Below are 19,148 nucleotides of genomic sequence, written 5' to 3' on the forward strand. Positions count from 1 at the left end.
ATGGGGCTTTTAGTTTTCCAAACCTCAGAGCTTTAAAGCTTCAAGACTTCTAAGTTCCTGTGTTGCTTTTCTAACCCCTGATTATTTGTCATTCCGAGGAGCCAGAGCGACATCAGGAATCTCTTCTCTTAATCTAATCTCTTCGTCGTACGAGTTATCCGCAGCACTTTTTATACTTCTTACCACTGCCACAGATACATGGATCGTTGCGGCCAATTTTAAAGCTCTCTACCGTTTGGTTGAGGCGAGGGTCAATCTCTGGCTCTGGTTGACTTTGCTCTGGGAATTCACCATCGATATAGAACCACAGGCCGTCTTCACGCACAAAACGGGAACGCTCTTGCATGCAGTATTGTGCGCCGTCTTCATTAAAGTAAGCCTTAAATTCCACATACCCTTCGTCGTTATTAGCACCCGGCTCTGCGTTTACTACCTCAAGCCCAGCCCAATCACTATCAATCGACTCAGCAATACCTTCGCGTTGCTCTTCAGCGTGGCAGCTTGGATGATAGGTATTCACCACATAATCTACGAGACCAAGTACGTGTGCGCTGTATCGAGAACGCATTAGTTGCTCAGGGGTGGTTACACTGTGGTGGTCGTTATGTGCTATTTCACAGCACGTAGCGTAGCATTGTTTACTACCGCAAGGGCATTGAGACATGAATCGAGTCCTATAAAAATGGCCTCTAAGAGGCCATAAACGTTGTTTGGATGAACATTGCGGGTAGTTTAACAAAAACTATTGTGAGCAATAAACTCATTTACGCTGTTGTAGGGGAGAGCAGGTCCTGAGCCCAGTTCGTCGCCTCGTCGTAAGTTTGACCCAATTGCGCCTCTGTTAGCTTAAGTAGATTACGAATTCGTGTTGCTTCATCCCAGCGAGCTTGCTCATAAGCGACAACCATCGCTAAGATCGCACCGAGAACCCCTTTGCGATTAACTAAGGCTTGCTTGATCTCTTCGTCAATAGGCACTGCATCCAGCACTTCATGCAGAGGCTGATCCAGCAATGAGTCAAGCAGTGAGAACATACCGGTTAAGAACGCTTGTCCGGGCTCTTCCTTAACGCGCATTTTCTCGATAAGGAGCTCGCATTGTCTTGCTCTGATAACGGCTAATCCGTAAAGCGAATCTGGCTTATCTTCCTTGGCAGAGGCAATCGCCACCAAAGAGACAAACTTACGTAGTTTCTGTTCACCCAAATAAACCAGAGCTTGTCGGAAGGAGCGAATGGTTGTCACTGCGCCGCCAGCAGAGTTTACATAGGTGAGTAATTTATAAGATAGCGTCACATCTAAGGTGATCAGTCGCTCGACCTCATTAAAATCGATCGGGTCGTTAGCAATTTCTTTGCACAATTGAATGGTGGTGAGAAACGCTGGGTTTAAAGCGCGCGTTTGAATCATCTCAGGCTTGCTAAAGAAATAGCCTTGGAAATAACAGAAACCGGCGGCTTTTGCTTGTTCATATTCTTCGTGCGTTTCGACTTTTTCAGCAAGGAACTTAATGTCGAGACCACGAAGGGTACTCATAAACATTGATGCCTTTGCGATCGGCACAAGTCGGATATCAAACTTAATGATTGAGACGTAAGGAAGGAATCGTTTCCAAGCTTTGCTCGGCACAAAATCATCCAACGCAATCGTGTAACCCGCGTCATAGATGGTTTGGATGGCGTGAAGTAACTCGTCTGTTGGTTCACAGTCTTCGAGAATTTCAACCACCAAACTCTCTTTTGGGAATAGGGTTGGGACTAAGTTGATGAGACTAGCGTAAGGAAAGTTAACGAAACCGAGCTTATCCCCAAGGGTGTTATAGTGGGTAGATAAGAAGTGATCGGACAGTAAGCGACTAGTAGCAAGCTCAGGCTCGACTTCTGGAAACGTGTTTTTGGGACCGTCTCTAAAAAGTAACTCGTAACCTATGGTTTTCTTATCAATATCGAGTATTGGCTGGCGTGCTACGTATGAATATTTCACTTAGTATTGCGTTCGGTTTAGTTTTAATAGACTGATAATAGCTAATTCTGAGGAAATTACCATATACAATCATAGAAAGTCTGACCCATAATAATAAACCGTATGAAACAGCGGGTTTAGTTATGAAATCGGTTGCTAAACTTTCTGCTTTCTAGTTCAAACCCTTCTGGAGTCATAACTAAAACAGAGCCTTGTGTGTACCAATCACCCAATACGATTCGGGTTTGTTGCTCTTGTTTATCGTTATCAAAGTAGTGAACGTTGGGTCTATGGGTGTGGCCATGAATCATTAGGTCAACACGGTTGTCTTGCATCACCTTTTCAACTTCCGACTGCGTCACATCCATGATGTCTAGTGACTTGGTCTGTTTGTCGTCTTTGATATCAGACTGAACCTTAGAGACGATCTTCTTCTTAACGAAAAATGGAATACGGTTGAAAACCCATTGTAGCCATGGCTGATGGACTTTTTCTCTGAATGCGAGGTACTTAACATCCTCAGTACAGAGCGTATCGCCATGAAGAACGACGGCTTTCTTACCATAGATGTCGATGACTTCAACTTCATCGAGCAGTTGAACACCCGTCTGCTTAGCGAACCTTTTGCCAACCAAGAAATCTCGATTACCTTGAGTGAAGTAACAAGGGACGCCTTTGGCAATCAGATCGATGAATGCTTGGCGGATAGATTGTGCAAAGTCACTCTTATCATCATCTCCGATCCAGAATTCGAAAAGATCACCGAGTACATAAAGCGCATCAGCCTCTACCGCTTCATTTTCCATAAAAGTAAAAAAGCAGTCGGTAATGTCTGGGCGAGAAGGGGTGAGGTGCAGGTCTGAGATAAAATATGTTTTCATACAGTTTTAAAAAAAGGGAGCGAGTGCTCCCTTGTCCTAATTATTGATGTATCAATGGTGAATACGAATCGGAGGCTGATTAAGCTTCGATTGTTGTACCAGTGATGATCACTTCTTCTAGTGGTACGTCTTGGTGCATACCCATAGAGCCAGTGCTAACACCTTTAATTTGGTTTACAACGTCCATGCCTTCTACAACTTCAGCGAATACACAGTAACCCCAACCGTCTAGGCTTTCGCTACGGAAATCTAGGAATGTGTTGTCGTTAACGTTGATGAAGAACTGAGAGCTTGCAGAATGCGGTTCCATTGTGCGAGCCATTGCTAGCGTACCTACTTTGTTGCTTAGGCCGTTGTTTGCTTCGTTCTTGATTGTTGCACGAGTTGCTTTTTCTTTAAGGCCAGAAGTCATGCCGCCGCCTTGAATCATGAAACCATCGATAACACGGTGGAATAGTGTGTTGTCGTAGAAACCGTCACGGCAATACTGTAGGAAGTTTGCGCTTGTTTCTGGTGCTTTCTCTTCATTTAGTTGAACTTTGATGTCACCAAAATTTGTGTGAAGGATGATCATGATTGTTACCTTACTGTCTTTTTTAATATGAAAGGCGATTCTAGCCTAGTTTGATTGAGTTTCAAAATACGAAATCACCAATAGATAACAAGGAGTTTAGCCGATTTGGCGGCTAAAGGTATTACCTATTAAGTAATGACTTGTTATACTGCGAGTCTTATTTCGATTCATCCACAATATAGATAGAGATCATGTTGAAGATATATAACACACTCACAAGACAGAAAGAGGAATTCAAACCAATTACAGCTGGCAAAGTCGGCATGTACGTCTGTGGGGTAACCATTTACGATCTCTGTCACATCGGTCATGGCCGTACTTTCGTCTCTTTCGACGTAGTATCACGCTACCTGCGTTACCTTGGCTATGACCTAACGTTTGTTCGCAACATCACTGACATCGACGACAAAATCATCAAACGTGCGAACGAAAACGGTGAATCTTGTGACTCGCTAACTGAGCGTCTAATCGGTGAGATGCACGCGGACTTTGATGCGCTGAACATGAAGCGTCCAGACGTTGAACCACGCGCTACAGAATTCATTACCGAGATCATCGAGTTGGTAGAGACTCTGATCGCTCGTGGCTTTGCTTATGTAGCAAGCAACGGTGACGTGATGTTCGAAGTGAAGAAGTTTGAAGAGTACGGCAAACTGTCTAAACAAGACCTTGACCAACTGCAAGCGGGCGCTCGTGTTGATATCGAATCAGCAAAACGCAGCCCACTAGACTTCGTTCTTTGGAAAATGTCTAAGCCAGGCGAACCAACATGGGAATCTCCATGGGGCCCAGGTCGTCCAGGTTGGCACATTGAATGTTCTGCAATGAACTCTTCAATTCTAGGTAACCATTTTGACATTCATGGCGGTGGTTCTGACCTTCAGTTCCCGCACCACGAGAACGAAATCGCACAATCCTGCTGTGCTCACGGTACTGACTATGTAAACACTTGGATGCACAGCGGTATGGTGATGGTTGATAAAGAGAAGATGTCTAAATCTCTGGGTAACTTCTTCACGATTCGTGACGTTCTTGGTCACTACGATGCTGAAACGGTTCGTTACTTCCTGATGTCTGGTCACTACCGTAGCCAACTGAACTACAGCGAAGATAACCTAAACCAAGCGCGTTCTGCACTAGAGCGTCTATATACATCACTACGTGGTCTTGACCTAACGGTTGCACCTGCGGGTGGCGAAGAGTACGTGACTCGCTTTACAACTGCGATGAACGATGACTTTAACACGCCTGAAGCATACTCAGTTCTGTTCGACATGGCGCGCGAAGTGAACCGCCTGAAAACAGAAAACCTAGAGAAAGCGAGCGAGCTTGGTGCGCTAATGCGTGAGCTGGCTGACGTGATCGGTATCCTTCACCAAGAGCCTGAGTCTTTCCTTCAAGGTGAAGCGGGTGATGACGATGAAGTGGCTGAAATTGAAGCACTAATCAAGCTGCGTAATGACTCTCGTGCCTCTAAGGACTGGGCTAACGCCGACCTTGCACGTGACAAGCTGAACGAGCTAGGAATCATCCTAGAAGACGGGCCAGAAGGCACAACTTGGCGTCGTAAGTAATCTTATAAAAAGGGCTGATTTTCAGCCCTTTTTTCTAGCAAAAATCTATATACACCTTTAATTCCATATTCAATTTATACTAAACAGGAATATTTCTGTGGCTCAGATGTATTTTTATTACTCTGCGATGAACGCGGGTAAATCAACAACGCTCCTACAGTCTTCTTTTAATTATCAAGAGCGTGGCATGACTCCCGTCATCTTTACCGCAGCCCTAGACGACCGTTACGGTGTAGGGAAGGTAAGTTCTCGTATTGGTCTTCAGTCAGAAGCTCAGCTGTTCAAAAGTGATACGGATCTATTCCAAGCGATTGCAGCGCTGAATGAAGAAGAAAAGCGCCACTGTGTTCTGATTGATGAGTGCCAGTTCTTATCGAAAGAGCAGGTATATCAGTTAACTGAGGTAGTGGATAAACTGCATATTCCTGTGCTTTGTTACGGACTAAGAACAGACTTCCTTGGTGAATTGTTTGAAGGCAGTAAGTATCTACTGTCTTGGGCTGATAAGCTGGTGGAACTGAAAACGATTTGTCACTGTGGTCGTAAAGCGAACATGGTAATTCGTACCGATGAGCACGGTGTAGCGATTGCAGAGGGTGACCAAGTTGCAATTGGTGGCAATGACAAATATGTCTCTGTGTGTCGTCTGCACTACAAAGAAGCGCTCGGCAAGTAACCTTAGGTCTAAGAATAGAAACGTTAGCGCTAAGAATAGGAAACGGTGGTCTGTGATAGGCCACCGTTTTTTTATTTGCTCGATAAAGAGCTATTAGACGCGTACTGTCTTCTTAAGACTCAAACCCAACCGCTTTGAGTTGCTGGTAAGCTGATTCCACATTATCTGGGATAGGAAGTGCGATTTGAAAGCCGCGTTCTGGGTAATCTTTAATGCGTTCAAAGTCTGCAAGCAGGGCGCCTAAAACCATGTCCAGCGGCAGATCTTCATTACAATAGTCTATCCAGTGTCGCCATTGAGAGGTCACGGTGATTTCGGCATCCTCATCAGGCCATTGCTGCTTAAACGTTGCATAGGTTCGCTTCTCCATAAATGGCTTTTGAACCAGAGTTAAGCGCTTTGGCACCTTGCCGCGATTGTTTAACAGTTCATAAGTAAAACGGACATTTTCGCCAGTATTGCTTGCCTGTGTTTCTAGCAATATAGCCGAATCGGGAACCCCACAATCGCGCGCCACTGCGGCAAAGGCTTCTGCCTCACTTCGGTTGAACTGGCCTTCAGTAAATCGACCTACGCCACCAGAAAATACGATGTAGGGCGCAATACCTTGTTTATAGAGCTGCGCGGCATACTCAGCAACACGGGTGTCGTTACTGCATAATACAAACAGACAGTCAGACTTTGATGGCGTATCACCGACCTTCATGTAATCCCACAAGGTATCAATCGCTCGATGTAATTTAGTCATCTAATGCATCCAAGGTTGAGTTGTATTTGAAGGAGAAACCTAAATTAATGATCTTCTCAGATGAGACTCTCTTGTCAGGTGTATCGACAATCGGTGGTAATGGCTCTTTGCTGTTGGCGCTCTTGAGTGCCGCAGCATAAAACTCCGCCTTGCTTACGGTGTTGGGTGTGGTGACGTTGACGACTTGGTTGTGCAGCTGGGTTATTGCGAAATCAACCGCACGAATCGCATCATCTAAGTGAAGCATGTTGGCGGGAGCCTGCGAACTAACCTGCTTTAACTTGCTCGCAAAACGTGATGGATGGCGGTTAGGGCCAATCAACCCACTGAAACGAAGAATCGTGTAGTCGATGCCAGAATCAATGACCGCTTGTTCTGCGGTTAGCATAATGGTTGCGTTATCAGAAAAAGCGTAAGGGGAGTCTTGCTTGGCTAAATGCAATGCAGCGTCGTTTTCATCAATGGTGCCAGGTTTTTCTGGATACACTGTCGTCGAGCTGACCATGATCAGCTTTTTAATGTTGGCTTTTTGACTGGCCTCTGCGAGTTGGTGCCAGTGTTGAGCATAGGCTTGTCCAGAGCCCTTTCTGAAACCGGGTGGAAAACTGCCAATCACTATTTCAATATGGTTTTCTAACATCAGGGAATAGAGCTGAGAAACCGTGTCTGTTTGCTCACCAAAGTGAAAGGCATGTCCGTTTAGTTGTTGCTCTTGGAGCGCATCGACACCTTGCTGGCTAGTCTTAGTCGCCACCACACTGTGTCCGTGCCTTGATAAATGCGCTGCTAAGGGAGCGCCTACCCATCCTGCGCCTACTATCAATATAGATGCCATAAATCCCTCGTTATCGTCATCAATGATGAATCGCTTAATGGACCAAACTGTTGGTCTCAATCACTCTCTTAAGCCTAACAAACCTTTGTCTAAAAATGAAAATCCTCAAAACGAAAAAACTCCATTGCCGAAGCGAATGGAGTTTTAAGAGATAGAAAGTGGCTTACTTTGCTTAAGTGACGCCTATTTTAGAATACGAAGCAGTTTGTCAGCACGTTCTGCAGTTTCAATACCTTCATCAGTGAGGTAGCCGCCGTCTGGCTGAGTACATAGACCTTTATCGAACAAACGCTGTACCGCATCTCTCATTTCCGGAGATGCTTCTTGATGTACCTTAATGCCCGTTGCGGCACTGCTTACATCAAATTGAAGAAGAAGGTTTAAATCTGCAATGTGTTCAGTGGTGTACTTCATAATTGACCTATAAATTTTGATGTCTTCTGTTTTCACAATAGTGCGCAATGATAATGCAGGCAATAGAAAATCAAGAGAATTGATAACTGATACCAAATTGGGTGTTTAATCAACGAATAGCTTTGTTGTTTGAATTAAATTGGATGAATTATATTCTCTCGAGCAATGAGTGATGTTCATTTAAAGACGCTTGTAATATATTTGATGTCACAAAAATCTAATGGCACCGAGATGGTGTGAATTATATAAAAAGGAAAATGTCAGTGAGAGCCAAGAAGATAGCATTAGTGGTCGGTATGCTACTGGGTGTTGCGGGGTGTCAAAGTACGCCTGCGGAGCAAAGTGGTAATAGCGAAGCGACGAATAAGGATGTTCAAGTATCCAGTGAAGTACGTTCGTTTGATTCTATTCAATCAACGTATACCCAATGGGAAACTAAGCTAGAAGAGCACTCACAATACGCACTGTATGCCCCTGAAAACTATAAAGAGTTGAAGGGTGCATGGGCAGATGCTCAGGAGATTTATGCCGACATCGCAAAAGATCACACGTTGATTACGGACAGTTACTCGATCTTTTCAAGTCAGACATACGCGCAAGCATTCGATGAAAAAGTAGAGACAGTACAGTCTAACTACGACGCGATTCTTGTACTTAAGGAAAAAGCAGACCAAGTATTAGCAGATTCTATCGCACAGATGGATTATCTGAAGCTGCTCGGTGCTGACACCATGTTTAAGTCGAACTACGAGCGACTTTATTCAGAGTACAGCGAGCTCTTTAATTATGTATTAGTAGATGAGCTGGAAGATGCTCAAGAAGCGCAGGTCGAGTTTTTGAACAACGCTCGCGTGCTTGAAGTGAAAGTCGCGCATAAGAAGTACATTACGCCGCTGAAAGAGAAGCTAGAGTTGCTAGAAGATGAAGACTTCCATGAAGTGGTGCCTTTGACGTTTGCTAAAGCGAATTCGCAAATCGAATTGGCTGAGAACAAAATCAAAGCGAGCCCACGTGAAAAGTCGATTATTGAAGATGCGGTAACAGCAGCTGAGTTCGAGCTAAACCACGTTCGTAGTGTTGCTCATGAAGTGAAGCTGCTTGCGAGTATTGAAGACGACAAGTTTGAACAAGCGGTATTAAGTGCAGAGAATCAGCTACTGAGCATCTCTAAAGCGATCAACGACCAAGATTATCGCGACGTTGTGTTACGTATTCAGTCTCAGAAGATTGTCGATAGCGTGAAGAAGTTAAAAAGCTCTGATTTAACCTCTGAACTGACGCAGGAAATTGAATCGCTTACCGCGAAACTGGCTAAGTTAGAGACTGAGAACCAGAAGCAAGCACAGCAATTGATTGATACAAGTAAGCAGAGTGAGCTACTGACCGAACAAGTTTCGAAAAGTGATGCGCATATCAAGAGCTTAGAAGACCTTGTGTCGAGCTTAAAGATTCAAGCTAACACGGCATCGTCTGAATCTGTTGAGCAACCGGCGGTTGATGCAGTGGCTGATCCAGTAACGGAAGTGACACAGCCTCAAGCCGATACGGAAACGGCTGTGGATGTTGAAAATTCATAACCACAAGTCACGACCGTTTCATTAGACAAAAAGCGCCTAACGGCGCTTTTTTGCTTTCTGTTGATCTATGTCAAAATTTATCTTTTGGACAATGAATCAACGCCTTCTTAAGAGGGTTCGCTTTAGTGTTTTTAGCTAATCTATTGAATTTTAATAAGTTGTCTATCTCTAAGATCAACAGGCTAAAAGAGTAGTTCGATGTGGTCTAATCCTAAAGTCGTATGTTTTTAGCAAAATTCTATGCATTTTTTCAATGAGATCTGGATCACTATAATTAGCATCAAAAATAGCACTTGAAATACAAAATAAAAGAGAGGATTATCGCGCTCCCGACGACATGTTTCAAAATGTAAACAACCATGAACCTAAATCAATTTGACTCATTATTACCGCCTCAAATGGCTGAGCGCGCTGCAGATATCGGCGTAGGTAAAGCAACTAAAGATCCGATCAAATCTTTCTTACTGGCTATCTCAGCAGGTATTCATATCGGTATCGCCTTTGTTTTCTATACCATAGTGACGACAGGAGCGGGTGATTTACCTTGGGGTATCACACGCTTGATTGGTGGCCTTGCTTTTAGCTTGGGTCTTATCTTAGTGGTTGTAACCGGTGGTGAACTGTTTACCAGTTCGGTACTGACGCTCGTCGCACGAGCAAGCGGTAAGATTTCTTGGAAAACCTTAATCAAAAATTGGGCGACAGTTTATATCGGTAACTTGATTGGTGCATTGTTGCTGGTGGCTTGTATGCTGTTGACCAAGCAATACATGTTTGACCATGGTCAGGTTGGCCTGAATGCTATGGCGATTTCTCAGCACAAACTTCACCATGATTTTATTCAAGCTGTTGCCTTGGGCATTATGTGTAACGTATTGGTGTGTATTGCTGTATGGATGACTTTTAGCGGTCGAACACTGACAGATAAAATTGCCGTGATGATCCTTCCGGTTGCCATGTTTGTTTCGGCGGGTTTTGAACACTGTATTGCTAACATGTTCCAAGTACCGCTAGCGATTGGTATCAAAACATTTGCTCCGGCAGAATTTTGGACGATGACAGGCGCGAACCCTGCAGATTACGTAGACTTGAATATGCTGGACTTCTTAATGAACAACTTATTGCCTGTGACTCTAGGTAACATTATTGGTGGCGGTATTTTCGTTGGCATGTGGTACTGGCTGATCTACTTACGAGACTGATCCTGACCAATTTATTGATAGTTTTAACGGCTCACTTCAGTGGGCCGTTTTCGATTGTGGACAACCAAGACTTCTCACCAAGCCCTAAAGTTGCTTGAAAAATCAGCTATCCGGTAAAGGGTGTTTATATATCCTTGAAAAGGGGAGAGATGAGGTTGACTTGACCTGTTGATAAGTCGAATGTGACTGGGTCACCTTTGTTGCATTTGGTTATCCACAATTTCTGTGGATAACCTGTCTTAAATTCCGTGAGTAACCCTATTTATAAGGATCAAAAGCGTGATCAAGCATTATTTTGGATCTTTGCTTTTACGCGACCTTCTTTGGTTACAGAAGCTTTTAACGAGAGGTTCAAAGCAACGGCTAATGAGCAGCTCATCATAATGAAGATGGCGAGCATGATCATCAACTGATACTTTATGGCGATCATTGGAGAAGCTCCTCCCAAGATCTGGCCTGTCATCATACCTGGCAGCGTCACTAGGCCTGTCGTCGCCATAGAGGCCATAATGGGTGACATTGCCTTTTGCATAGCATTACGTACAAATGGTGCAGATGCATACCTAGGAGAGGCACCTAAGGCGATTGCCGCTTCATACTCTGACTTTTGCGTCTCGAACGAACCAAACAGGTTCTGCAACGCAACAATGTTACTGCTCAAGCTGTTACCGAGTAACATCCCTGCAATCGGGATTAAGTACTGCGCACCTAGCAGTGGAGTAGGCTTGATAATAAAGAAGCTGATGAAAAGGACAATTGGAATGCAGGTAACGGTTAATCCTGTTGCGACGGGCACTAAAATCAGCTTTTTGGGCAGTTTTGCTTTATCGACGATGGAACTGGCACCCACCACGATCATGATGGTTAACCAAAGAAGGTTTATCCATGCACTATCAAGCTCAAAAAGATATTCAAGATATAATCCGACCAAGAACAGCTGCACTGCCATTCTAATTATGCTGATACTGGCCTCTTTCGCTAGGCCGAGTTTAAAGTGATGATTAATGCCGAAGGGAAGAATCAGTAGCGAGCTGAAGAGCAGCAATTGCCACCATGAGATATCGATTACGTCTTGCATAAAGCTTCCTTTTTTTATCCCTCCATCATATCTGAAACCGAGTTTGAATTCATTTTCTCTGAGCCATATTGCACTGTGCTTTGACACCAAAAATTTAACAAAATTTGCACATAAATCTCGCTGTTTTCGTCTAATTTGGCTACTACTTAGTAGGTAAAAGGTTACAAATTGTTGCCTTAATGTAAGCATTTAGTGTCATTTTAACAAATTGCAGATCTGCTTAATTCTTCACATTTGTTAATACTTTTTAATATGTTTCTTTAACTGAAAACAACTCTGGATGAGCTCAAAAAAGTATTGATTAGCAAGGGTTAAGAGGGGGGATTTGATTGAACCCTACTTTGAGTATGGTCTAAAATTTGGTGTTAGATACTGATGAACTTTAGCCCCTTAGAATGGGCTTATCGAAATTACTAAATACAAAATAGGCAAAATGTATGAGTGATGTTAATAAAATTGAAACTGGCGAAAAACGCTCGTTGGAGTGGAAGTCATTCCTCTTCATCGCAGTGGTTCTCTTTCCTATATTGAGTGTTGCTTTTGTAGGCGGCTATGGCTTCATAGTTTGGGCTCTGCAAGTGTTCGTATTCGGACCTCCAGGTGCTCACGGCGGCATGTAATGCCCTCTAGTAACAACATTTTTTAGACCAAATATTTAAGAGAGCTAATCATGAAGTCATTTTTAGTTAAACTGTGGCGCACTATGACTCGCCCTGCAGTACACATCAGCCTTGGTGTACTAACCATGGGTGGTTTTATCGCGGGTGTTATCTTCTGGGGTGGTTTCAACACCGCGTTAGAAGCAACAAACACTGAAGAATTTTGTATCAGCTGTCACACCATGCGTGACAATGTATACGTAGAACTACAAGAAACAGTTCACTGGAAAAACACATCTGGTGTTCGTGCTACTTGTCCAGACTGTCACGTTCCTCACGAATGGACAGCTAAAATCGCTCGTAAGATGCAAGCATCTAAAGAAGTATTCGCACAAGTATTTGGTGACCTAGATACACCAGAGAAATTCGAAGCACGTCGTATCGAGCTAGCAAAACACGAATGGGATCGTTTCTCTGCAAACAAATCTCTAGAGTGTAAAAACTGTCACAACTACGACTCTATGGACTTCGACAACATGCGTCCTACTGCGCGTATTCAAATGAAGAATGCAGCAGAGCGTGACCAGAGCTGTGTTGACTGTCACAAAGGTATCGCGCACAACCTTCCTCTAGATATGGAATCGGCGAGCGGCATCGTTGGTGAGCTAGAGCAAGTTGCAGGTAGCACGTCTTACGCAAATGGTTCTGATGTGATTTCAATCCGTCACCTACCAATGTACACAGACGAAACGGGTGAAGTTGAAGCCGGTCTACTAAGCCCTGCAAGTAAAGTGGCAGTGATCGACGAAAAAGGCGACATGATCAAGGTTCAGATCGATGGCTGGCGTAAAGCGAAAGGCTTCGGTCGTGTAATCCAAGAAGATTTCGGTATGAACATCTCTACTGCAATCTTGACCAAAGAAGTGTCTCAAAGCGACGTTATCACTATTGGTGAGAAGAAAGAAGATGAGCTAACAGGTCTTCCATGGGAAGAAGTTAACCTAGCGCTATGGATGAAGAAAGAGTCTATGGTTGATAACTTCGATCCAATCTGGAATGCAGCAGGTCAGGCTTACCAGTCTAACTGTTCAACGTGTCACTCACAGCCAGACGAAGCACACTTCAGTGCAAACGGCTGGGTAGGCATGCTAGATGGTATGATCGCATTCGTTAACTTCGACACTGATACAGAAGCACTTGTTCTTAAGTATCTACAGAAGCACTCATCAGATTTTTCTGAAGGCCATCACTAATAAGACGTCAATTGGAGTAACACAATGGCAATTACAAGAAGAAGTTTTCTGAAAGGTGTCGCGACAACAGGTGCGGCATCGGTTATGGGCCCAAGCCTATTAGTGTCGGCGTCTGCATCTGCAGCAGAAACTGACGGCACTTGGAAAGTATCAGGTTCTCACTGGGGTGCATTCCGTGCACGTGTTTACGCTGGTAAAGTTCAAGAAATTAAGCCGCTAGAAATCGATAACCACCCAACAGAGATGTTGAAAGGTATCAAAGGTATTATTTACAGCCCATCTCGTGTGCGTTACCCAATGGTTCGCCTAGATTGGTTGAAGAAGCACAAGTACAGCGCAGACACACGTGGTAACAACCGCTTTATCCGTGTGACTTGGGATGAGGCACTAGACCTTGTTTACCGCGAGCTTGAGCGCGTACAGAAAGATTACGGTCCATGGGCGCTTCACACAGGTCAAACTGGTTGGAGACAAACTGGTCAGTTCCACAGCTGTACTAACCACATGCAACGTGCAATGGCGCTTCACGGCTACTCTGTGAAGAAAATCGGTGACTACTCAACAGGTGCTGGTCAAACGATCATGCCTTACGTGCTAGGTTCTACTGAAGTTTACGCACAAGGTACATCTTGGGAACTTATCCTAGAAAACAGTGACAACATTATCCTTTGGGGTAACGATCCAGTTAAGAACCTGCAGGTAGGTTGGACATGTGAAACTCACGAGTCTTTCGCATACCTAGAACAACTGAAAGAAAAAGTTGCTAACAAAGAGATCAACGTTGTTTCGGTTGACCCGGTTAAGAACAAAACAGGTCGCTACCTAGAGAACGAACAGTTCTACATCAACCCACAAACTGACGTGGCGTTCATGCTAGGTGTGGCTCACGTTCTTTACAACGAAGGCCTATACGACAAGAAGTTCATTGAGACTTACTGTCTAGGTTTTGAAGACTTCATCAAGTACGTTCAAGGTGAAACGAAAGATAAAGTTGAGAAGACACCTGAGTGGGCTGCGGCTATCTGTGGCGCAAGCGCAGACTCTATCCGTGACTTCGCTAAGATGCTAGTAAACGGTCGTACACAGATTCTTGTTGGTTGGAGTATTCAACGTCAAGAGCACGGTGAACAGCCTTACTGGATGTGTGCAGTTATCGCAGCAATGGTTGGTCAAATTGGTCTACCGGGCGGTGGTATCTCTTACGGTCACCACTACTCTGGTATCGGTGTTTCTTCAACGGGCTTCTCAGCTCCGGGTTCATTCCCATTGAACATCGACCAAGGTCAGAAGCCTAAGTACACGAATACAGATTACAACGGCTACAGCCGCGTAATCCCAGTGGCACGTTGGGTAGACAGCCTAGTTGAACCAGGTAAGAAGATTAAAGCGAATGGCGCAACGGTAACACTGCCAGATATCAAGATGATGGTATTCAGTGGTAACAACCCGTGGCATCACCACCAAGATCGCAACAAGATGCGTAAAGCATTCAAGAGCCTACAAACTGTAGTGGCTGTTGATTTCGCTTGGACTGCAACTTGTCGTCACTCTGATATCGTGCTTCCAGCATGTACTCAGTGGGAACGTAACGATATTGATGGTTACGGCGCGTACTCTGGTCGCGGTTTGATCGCGATGCACAAGCTAGTGGATCCTCTATTCCAGTCTAAGACTGACTTTGAGATCATGTCTAGCCTGACCAAGCGTTGGGGTCGTTACGACGATTACACGCGTGGTATGGATGAGATGCAGTGGGTTAAATCACTGTACGACGAATGTCGCGCTTCAAACGAAGGCAGCTTCGAGATGCCTGAGTTCGCTGAGTTCTGGGAGAAAGGTTTCCTAGATTTCGGTAAAGGTAAGCCATGGACTCGTCACGCTTCATTCCGTGAAGATCCAGAGATCAACGCACTAGGTACACCTTCTGGTTTCATCGAAATCACAAGCCGTACTGTTGGCAACATGGGCTACGAGCACTGTCAAGAACACCCAATGTGGTTCGAGAAATCTGAACGTTCACACGGTGGTCCAGGCTCTGACAAACACCCGTACTGGCTACAATCTTGTCACCCAGATAAGCGTCTTCACTCTCAGATGTGTGAATCTGAAGAGTGGCGTGCGACTTACGCGGTACAAGGTCGTGAGCCAATCTACATCAACCCAACAGATGCTAAGAAGAAAGGCATCAAAGACGGTGACGTAGTACGTGTGTTCAACGATCGTGGTCAACTTCTGGCGGGTGCTGTTCTTATGGATAGCTACGCTCCGGGCGTTGTACGTATCGAAGAAGGTGCTTGGTACGGTCCAATGAACGAGAAAGTGGGCGCGCTAGATACATACGGCGATCCAAACACACTGACTCAGGATATTCCAAGTTCTGAACTGGCTCAGGCGACATCTGCAAACACATGTCTAGTCGACTTTGAGAAGTTCACTGGCAAGCTGCCTCCAGTTACTTCATTCGGTGGTCCAATCGAAGTCGCTTAATGCGATCGATATCAAACACTGAAAGATAATTAAACGCCCCTGTAAGCGATGCTCACAGGGGCTTTTTTACATTTGAGGTTGTTAGAGCTTTTATTATTTGGAATCGTCTACGAGCCTTTGAAGGCATTCTATGCGTATAAGCAGGGGCTATGGAGAACGCTCCAAGGTCACCAGTAATCCTGACTGGCAACCTTGGAACGAACGGAAACGCGGAAATGGATAATTGAAGACCGAGATGATTTGCTCTTAAAGCTTGTTCAGACGGAGTAAGTCATCGACATGAGATAGATTGATAATTTTGCCCAAAGCACTTCCCACAATCACACTCAATGCGATCGCGGCGATGCCGGTACTAACGTCGCTGGCAACGAACAAGAAAGTCGCGTTACCCAGTGTGCTGATTAGGGCTGCGACAAGCGCACCAATGCCTAGCTTCCCAGAAACAAACTGAGACATGACTGACACCATACCGCCACAACCCGGGATTGCGGCCATCACAGAAGCACAAACGATTTGATTGGAGCGGCATTGATGTGTGAGTAATTGCTCGTCATCGGCGTTGAGAGTTAGCCATTGGTAGCCCACTAAGCTCAAGAGTGTGTAGAGCAAGGAGGCAAAAGCGAAGTCTGTCATCGTTATGACCGTGAGATCCAATAGCAAGGCAGTCACAATCAGAGCAGCAAGTGGAACGGTAAGAAATATTCGCTTACGAAATAGGGATGATGGCATTGATTCCGTGTTGTGATGTTCTGGTGCGAATTGGATTCTTCGATTCATAACAATATACCCAGTATATAAAGGCTTAGATACAACTATATACGAATAAGAATGATTATCAATTGTATTGGGTGGTTTTCTTACCACTTCGCATACGCAAATAGTCTAACAGGCAGCAACGAAGCGATGATCATTGTCAAAAAATAGGGTAAAGTAGGCGGAATAAAGAGATGCTCTATTAGGTAGAGCTGTAATTTTAGTGTAATAGGAAGAAACATGATTTTAGTTGTTGGTCACAAAAACCCTGATAGTGACAGTATTTGTAGCGCGCTAGTTGCAACTGAGCTTCTTAAAGCTCGTGGCGAAGAAGCGACACCAATTCGCCAAGGCGAGATCAACCGCGAAACTCAACACATTCTAGAAGTAGCTGGCGCTGACATGCCAGAGCTTCGTACTTCTGTTGCTGGTGAAAAAATTTGGCTAGTAGACTACTCAGACCTAGCTCAAGCACCAGACGACGTTGCTGACGCAGAAATCCTTGGTATTGTTGACCACCACCGTCTAGGTGACGTGATGACAGTAAACCCAATGGAAGCGTGGATCTGGCCTGTAGGTTGTACAAACACTGTACTATTCAACATGTTCAAGATTGAAGGTCACGAGATCAGCGAGACAATCGCTAAGCTTATGATGTCTGCTATCCTGTCTGACACTGTAGGTTTCGCATCTCCAACTTGTACTCAAAAAGACAAAGATGCAGTTGCTGAACTAGCAGAAATCGCTGGCGTAACTGACGTAGATGCTTTCATCAAAGCACTACTTATCGCGAAAACAAACATTGAAGGTCTATCTGCAGCTGAGCTAGTAGAAAAAGACCTGAAAGGTTACCCGTTCAACGGTCGTGATGTTGTTGTTGGTCAAGTTGAGCTTGCAACTCTTGAGCAAGTAGACGGCATGATTGAAGCACTTGAAGCTGACCTAGAAGCTCGTTGTGAGAAAGACGGTTTAGCATTTGCTGCAGTAATGCTGACTGATATCACAACGGCTCAAACTCGCCTTCTTTACAAAGGTGAGTGGGCTGAGAAGCTAGTTAAGCACGAGCAAGACGGTGTATTGATGATGGAAAATACACTAAGCCGTAAGAAGCAAGGTTGGCCTTGGCTTCAAGGTGAGCTTGCTTAATCAAGCCGCTGACTTAATAAACGCCTGCTTTTTAGCAGGCGTTTTTCTTTGGCAATAAATTGCATCTCATTAGACTATTTCTTTGGCAATAAATTGCATCTCATTAGACTATTTCTTTGAATAGAAGTATTTGCAGTTCGAAAAGCTCGGGATACACTGTATGAGAGCGACGCACTGACAAAAGTAGGAAACAACAATGACTACACCTCTAGACGAGCAAAAAATCGCAGAAATCAACAAGTACACAGGTGAGCAACGCTTAAAATACTGTGTAAAAGAAATTGTAGCTAACCGTGAAGTGTGGATCTTAACTGACGAACACGGTTGTGTAATGTTGAACACAGAAGACGAAGACTGTGTTCCTGTTTGGCCAAACAAAGAGTTTGCTGAGTCTTGGGCAACGGGTGAATGGTCTGAATGTAAAGCAGAAGCTATTTCGCTGAACAAGTGGCACAGCCGTTGGACAATGGGCCTAGAAGATGACGAATTGGCTGTTGTTGTGTTCCCAAATGAGCAGGAAGAGGGCGTTGTACTTTTCCCTGATGAGTTTGATTTCGAACTAAAGAAGCAAGCAGCTAAGCGCTAATCTGCGTTGCTAACGAAACAGTTCATATAAGGGAGCCTGTCTGGCTTCCTTTGTGGCGCTGTTTAATTTCCCTTCTATTTGATACTTCCTCACCAGTCGCTTTACGATTGGTTTCACCTCCGAGAGAGACATTCCCGCTTGCAACTCTGGTTCATAGAGCAGCTTTAATAAAACCACATCTAAAGGCGCTAGGAGCTCTTCTGGTGTGTGATCGTTAAATATTGAAGGGTAAGCGTGCTCTGAATCATTAGGAAGCCCTAGTGCTTGTGTGATCTCCTCAACCACACATGCCAATAACTTTCCTCGGGATCTCGCTAAATCGACGGGTATTACGATACCTGCAGATACGATGTGACCGCTCGAATCGGTTTTATAACCAGCAGTACATATTGCCGTTCGTAAGTGTTGAGTGGATTTTAGATTGAGCGTTGATTTGGCATCTTTTATCCAGCGTGATTCACGCGTGTATACCCAGACGACATTCGCCTCTGATCGATTGGTGACAAATTCAATTGAAAACCCGGTGATGTTCGCTAAGTGTTGGACGTGCAGCTCAGCGAGCTCTTGGTGAAGGTCTTGGTCGCCAACTTTGTGATCTACCCAAATACGTATGGGTTGGCTCCACTTGGCAAGGGGATGGCTTCCTTTCGTATATTCGCGCTCAAGCGCAACGCTGTAGAAGGCCCGCTCAACAAAGCTTGGGTCAAGCCAAGTCAACCCTGCCGCTTGAACTGGTATTGAACAGCACGCCAAAAAAAGGGAATAAATGTAGAACCGGTATTGTTTCATTTATTCCCTTAATTG

At 44.6% G+C, this 19,148-nt stretch carries 19 protein-coding genes; 9 read left to right on the forward strand and 10 right to left on the reverse strand.

Annotated features, from left to right (window positions below):
- Positions 1-154: 154 nt before the first annotated feature.
- From KI655_RS21205 to KI655_RS21220, 4 genes are all read right to left on the reverse strand, one after another.
- The gene (locus KI655_RS21205; RefSeq protein ID WP_285408453.1) at positions 155-664 is read right to left on the reverse strand and encodes a YchJ family protein; all 510 of its coding nucleotides are present in this window, start codon (positions 662-664) and stop codon (positions 155-157) included.
- Between the two features lie 100 nt (positions 665-764).
- Positions 765-1,982 carry an EAL domain-containing protein gene (locus tag KI655_RS21210; RefSeq protein ID WP_285408455.1) on the reverse strand — a complete coding sequence of 406 codons (1,218 nt, stop codon included), beginning with the start codon at positions 1,980-1,982 and terminating at the stop codon, positions 765-767.
- Positions 1,983-2,098: 116 nt separating this feature from the next.
- Entirely contained in the window at positions 2,099-2,842 is a 744-nt protein-coding gene (lpxH, locus tag KI655_RS21215; protein WP_285408456.1) for a UDP-2,3-diacylglucosamine diphosphatase, read from the reverse strand.
- A gap of 79 nt (positions 2,843-2,921) precedes the next feature.
- Entirely contained in the window at positions 2,922-3,416 is a 495-nt protein-coding gene (locus KI655_RS21220) for a peptidylprolyl isomerase (RefSeq protein ID WP_285408457.1), read from the reverse strand.
- 191 nt (positions 3,417-3,607) lie between these two features.
- On the opposite strand from KI655_RS21220, the gene cysS reads away from it, so the two are divergent.
- Both cysS and KI655_RS21230 read left to right on the forward strand, forming a co-directional pair.
- Positions 3,608-4,990, forward strand: coding sequence for a cysteine--tRNA ligase (gene cysS, locus KI655_RS21225; RefSeq protein ID WP_285408459.1), 1,383 nt, complete (start codon positions 3,608-3,610; stop codon positions 4,988-4,990).
- A 97-nt stretch (positions 4,991-5,087) separates the two neighbouring features.
- The gene (locus KI655_RS21230; RefSeq protein ID WP_285408460.1) at positions 5,088-5,666 is read left to right on the forward strand and encodes a thymidine kinase; all 579 of its coding nucleotides are present in this window, start codon (positions 5,088-5,090) and stop codon (positions 5,664-5,666) included.
- A gap of 112 nt (positions 5,667-5,778) precedes the next feature.
- Here the strand turns inward: KI655_RS21230 and KI655_RS21235 are convergent, their stop codons facing one another.
- From KI655_RS21235 to KI655_RS21245, 3 genes are all read right to left on the reverse strand, one after another.
- Positions 5,779-6,414 carry a YdcF family protein gene (locus KI655_RS21235; RefSeq protein ID WP_285408462.1) on the reverse strand — a complete coding sequence of 212 codons (636 nt, stop codon included), beginning with the start codon at positions 6,412-6,414 and terminating at the stop codon, positions 5,779-5,781.
- Complete coding sequence (locus tag KI655_RS21240; protein WP_285408464.1) at positions 6,407-7,249, reverse strand: NAD-dependent epimerase/dehydratase family protein; 843 nt, start codon at positions 7,247-7,249, stop codon at positions 6,407-6,409. Before KI655_RS21240 ends, KI655_RS21235 begins: the two co-directional genes overlap by 8 nt.
- Before the next feature lie 183 nt (positions 7,250-7,432).
- Positions 7,433-7,663: a TIGR02647 family protein gene (locus KI655_RS21245; protein WP_285408465.1), complete on the reverse strand. Its 231-nt coding sequence runs from the start codon at positions 7,661-7,663 to the stop codon at positions 7,433-7,435.
- Between the two features lie 263 nt (positions 7,664-7,926).
- Here KI655_RS21245 and KI655_RS21250 point away from each other — a divergent pair, with 263 nt between their 5' ends.
- Complete coding sequence (locus KI655_RS21250) at positions 7,927-9,240, forward strand: ATPase (protein ID WP_285408466.1); 1,314 nt, start codon at positions 7,927-7,929, stop codon at positions 9,238-9,240.
- A gap of 359 nt (positions 9,241-9,599) precedes the next feature.
- Complete coding sequence (gene focA, locus KI655_RS21255) at positions 9,600-10,442, forward strand: formate transporter FocA (RefSeq protein WP_285408468.1); 843 nt, start codon at positions 9,600-9,602, stop codon at positions 10,440-10,442.
- A gap of 283 nt (positions 10,443-10,725) precedes the next feature.
- Here focA and KI655_RS21260 read toward each other — a convergent pair whose 3' ends face one another.
- Positions 10,726-11,520 (reverse strand): ABC transporter permease, encoded by a 795-nt coding sequence (locus tag KI655_RS21260; RefSeq protein WP_285408470.1) that lies wholly within the window; start codon positions 11,518-11,520, stop codon positions 10,726-10,728.
- 437 nt (positions 11,521-11,957) lie between these two features.
- Here KI655_RS21260 and torE point away from each other — a divergent pair, with 437 nt between their 5' ends.
- Genes torE through torA form a run of 3 tightly spaced genes read left to right on the forward strand, consistent with a single transcriptional unit; the run spans position 11,958 to position 15,859 of the window.
- Positions 11,958-12,140: a trimethylamine N-oxide reductase system protein TorE gene (gene torE / locus KI655_RS21265; RefSeq protein WP_285408472.1), complete on the forward strand. Its 183-nt coding sequence runs from the start codon at positions 11,958-11,960 to the stop codon at positions 12,138-12,140.
- Between the two features lie 50 nt (positions 12,141-12,190).
- The gene (gene torC, locus KI655_RS21270; RefSeq protein ID WP_285408473.1) at positions 12,191-13,372 is read left to right on the forward strand and encodes a pentaheme c-type cytochrome TorC; all 1,182 of its coding nucleotides are present in this window, start codon (positions 12,191-12,193) and stop codon (positions 13,370-13,372) included.
- 24 nt (positions 13,373-13,396) lie between these two features.
- Positions 13,397-15,859, forward strand: a complete 2,463-nt coding sequence (gene torA / locus KI655_RS21275) for a trimethylamine-N-oxide reductase TorA (RefSeq protein ID WP_285408474.1) — start codon at positions 13,397-13,399, stop codon at positions 15,857-15,859.
- A gap of 246 nt (positions 15,860-16,105) precedes the next feature.
- Here torA and KI655_RS21280 read toward each other — a convergent pair whose 3' ends face one another.
- A complete protein-coding gene (locus tag KI655_RS21280; RefSeq protein WP_285408475.1) occupies positions 16,106-16,636 on the reverse strand; it encodes a putative manganese transporter in 531 nt (176 codons plus the stop codon).
- Positions 16,637-16,852: 216 nt separating this feature from the next.
- Here KI655_RS21280 and KI655_RS21285 point away from each other — a divergent pair, with 216 nt between their 5' ends.
- Positions 16,853-17,758, forward strand: a complete 906-nt coding sequence (locus KI655_RS21285; RefSeq protein ID WP_285408476.1) for a manganese-dependent inorganic pyrophosphatase — start codon at positions 16,853-16,855, stop codon at positions 17,756-17,758.
- A 196-nt stretch (positions 17,759-17,954) separates the two neighbouring features.
- Complete coding sequence (locus tag KI655_RS21290) at positions 17,955-18,344, forward strand: DUF2750 domain-containing protein (protein WP_285408477.1); 390 nt, start codon at positions 17,955-17,957, stop codon at positions 18,342-18,344.
- A gap of 9 nt (positions 18,345-18,353) precedes the next feature.
- Here the strand turns inward: KI655_RS21290 and KI655_RS21295 are convergent, their stop codons facing one another.
- Positions 18,354-19,133, reverse strand: a complete 780-nt coding sequence (locus tag KI655_RS21295; protein WP_285408478.1) for a DUF2927 domain-containing protein — start codon at positions 19,131-19,133, stop codon at positions 18,354-18,356.
- Positions 19,134-19,148 lie beyond the last annotated feature (15 nt).

The sequence above is a fragment of the Vibrio sp. D404a genome (assembly GCF_030248535.1).
Taxonomy (GTDB): domain Bacteria; phylum Pseudomonadota; class Gammaproteobacteria; order Enterobacterales; family Vibrionaceae; genus Vibrio.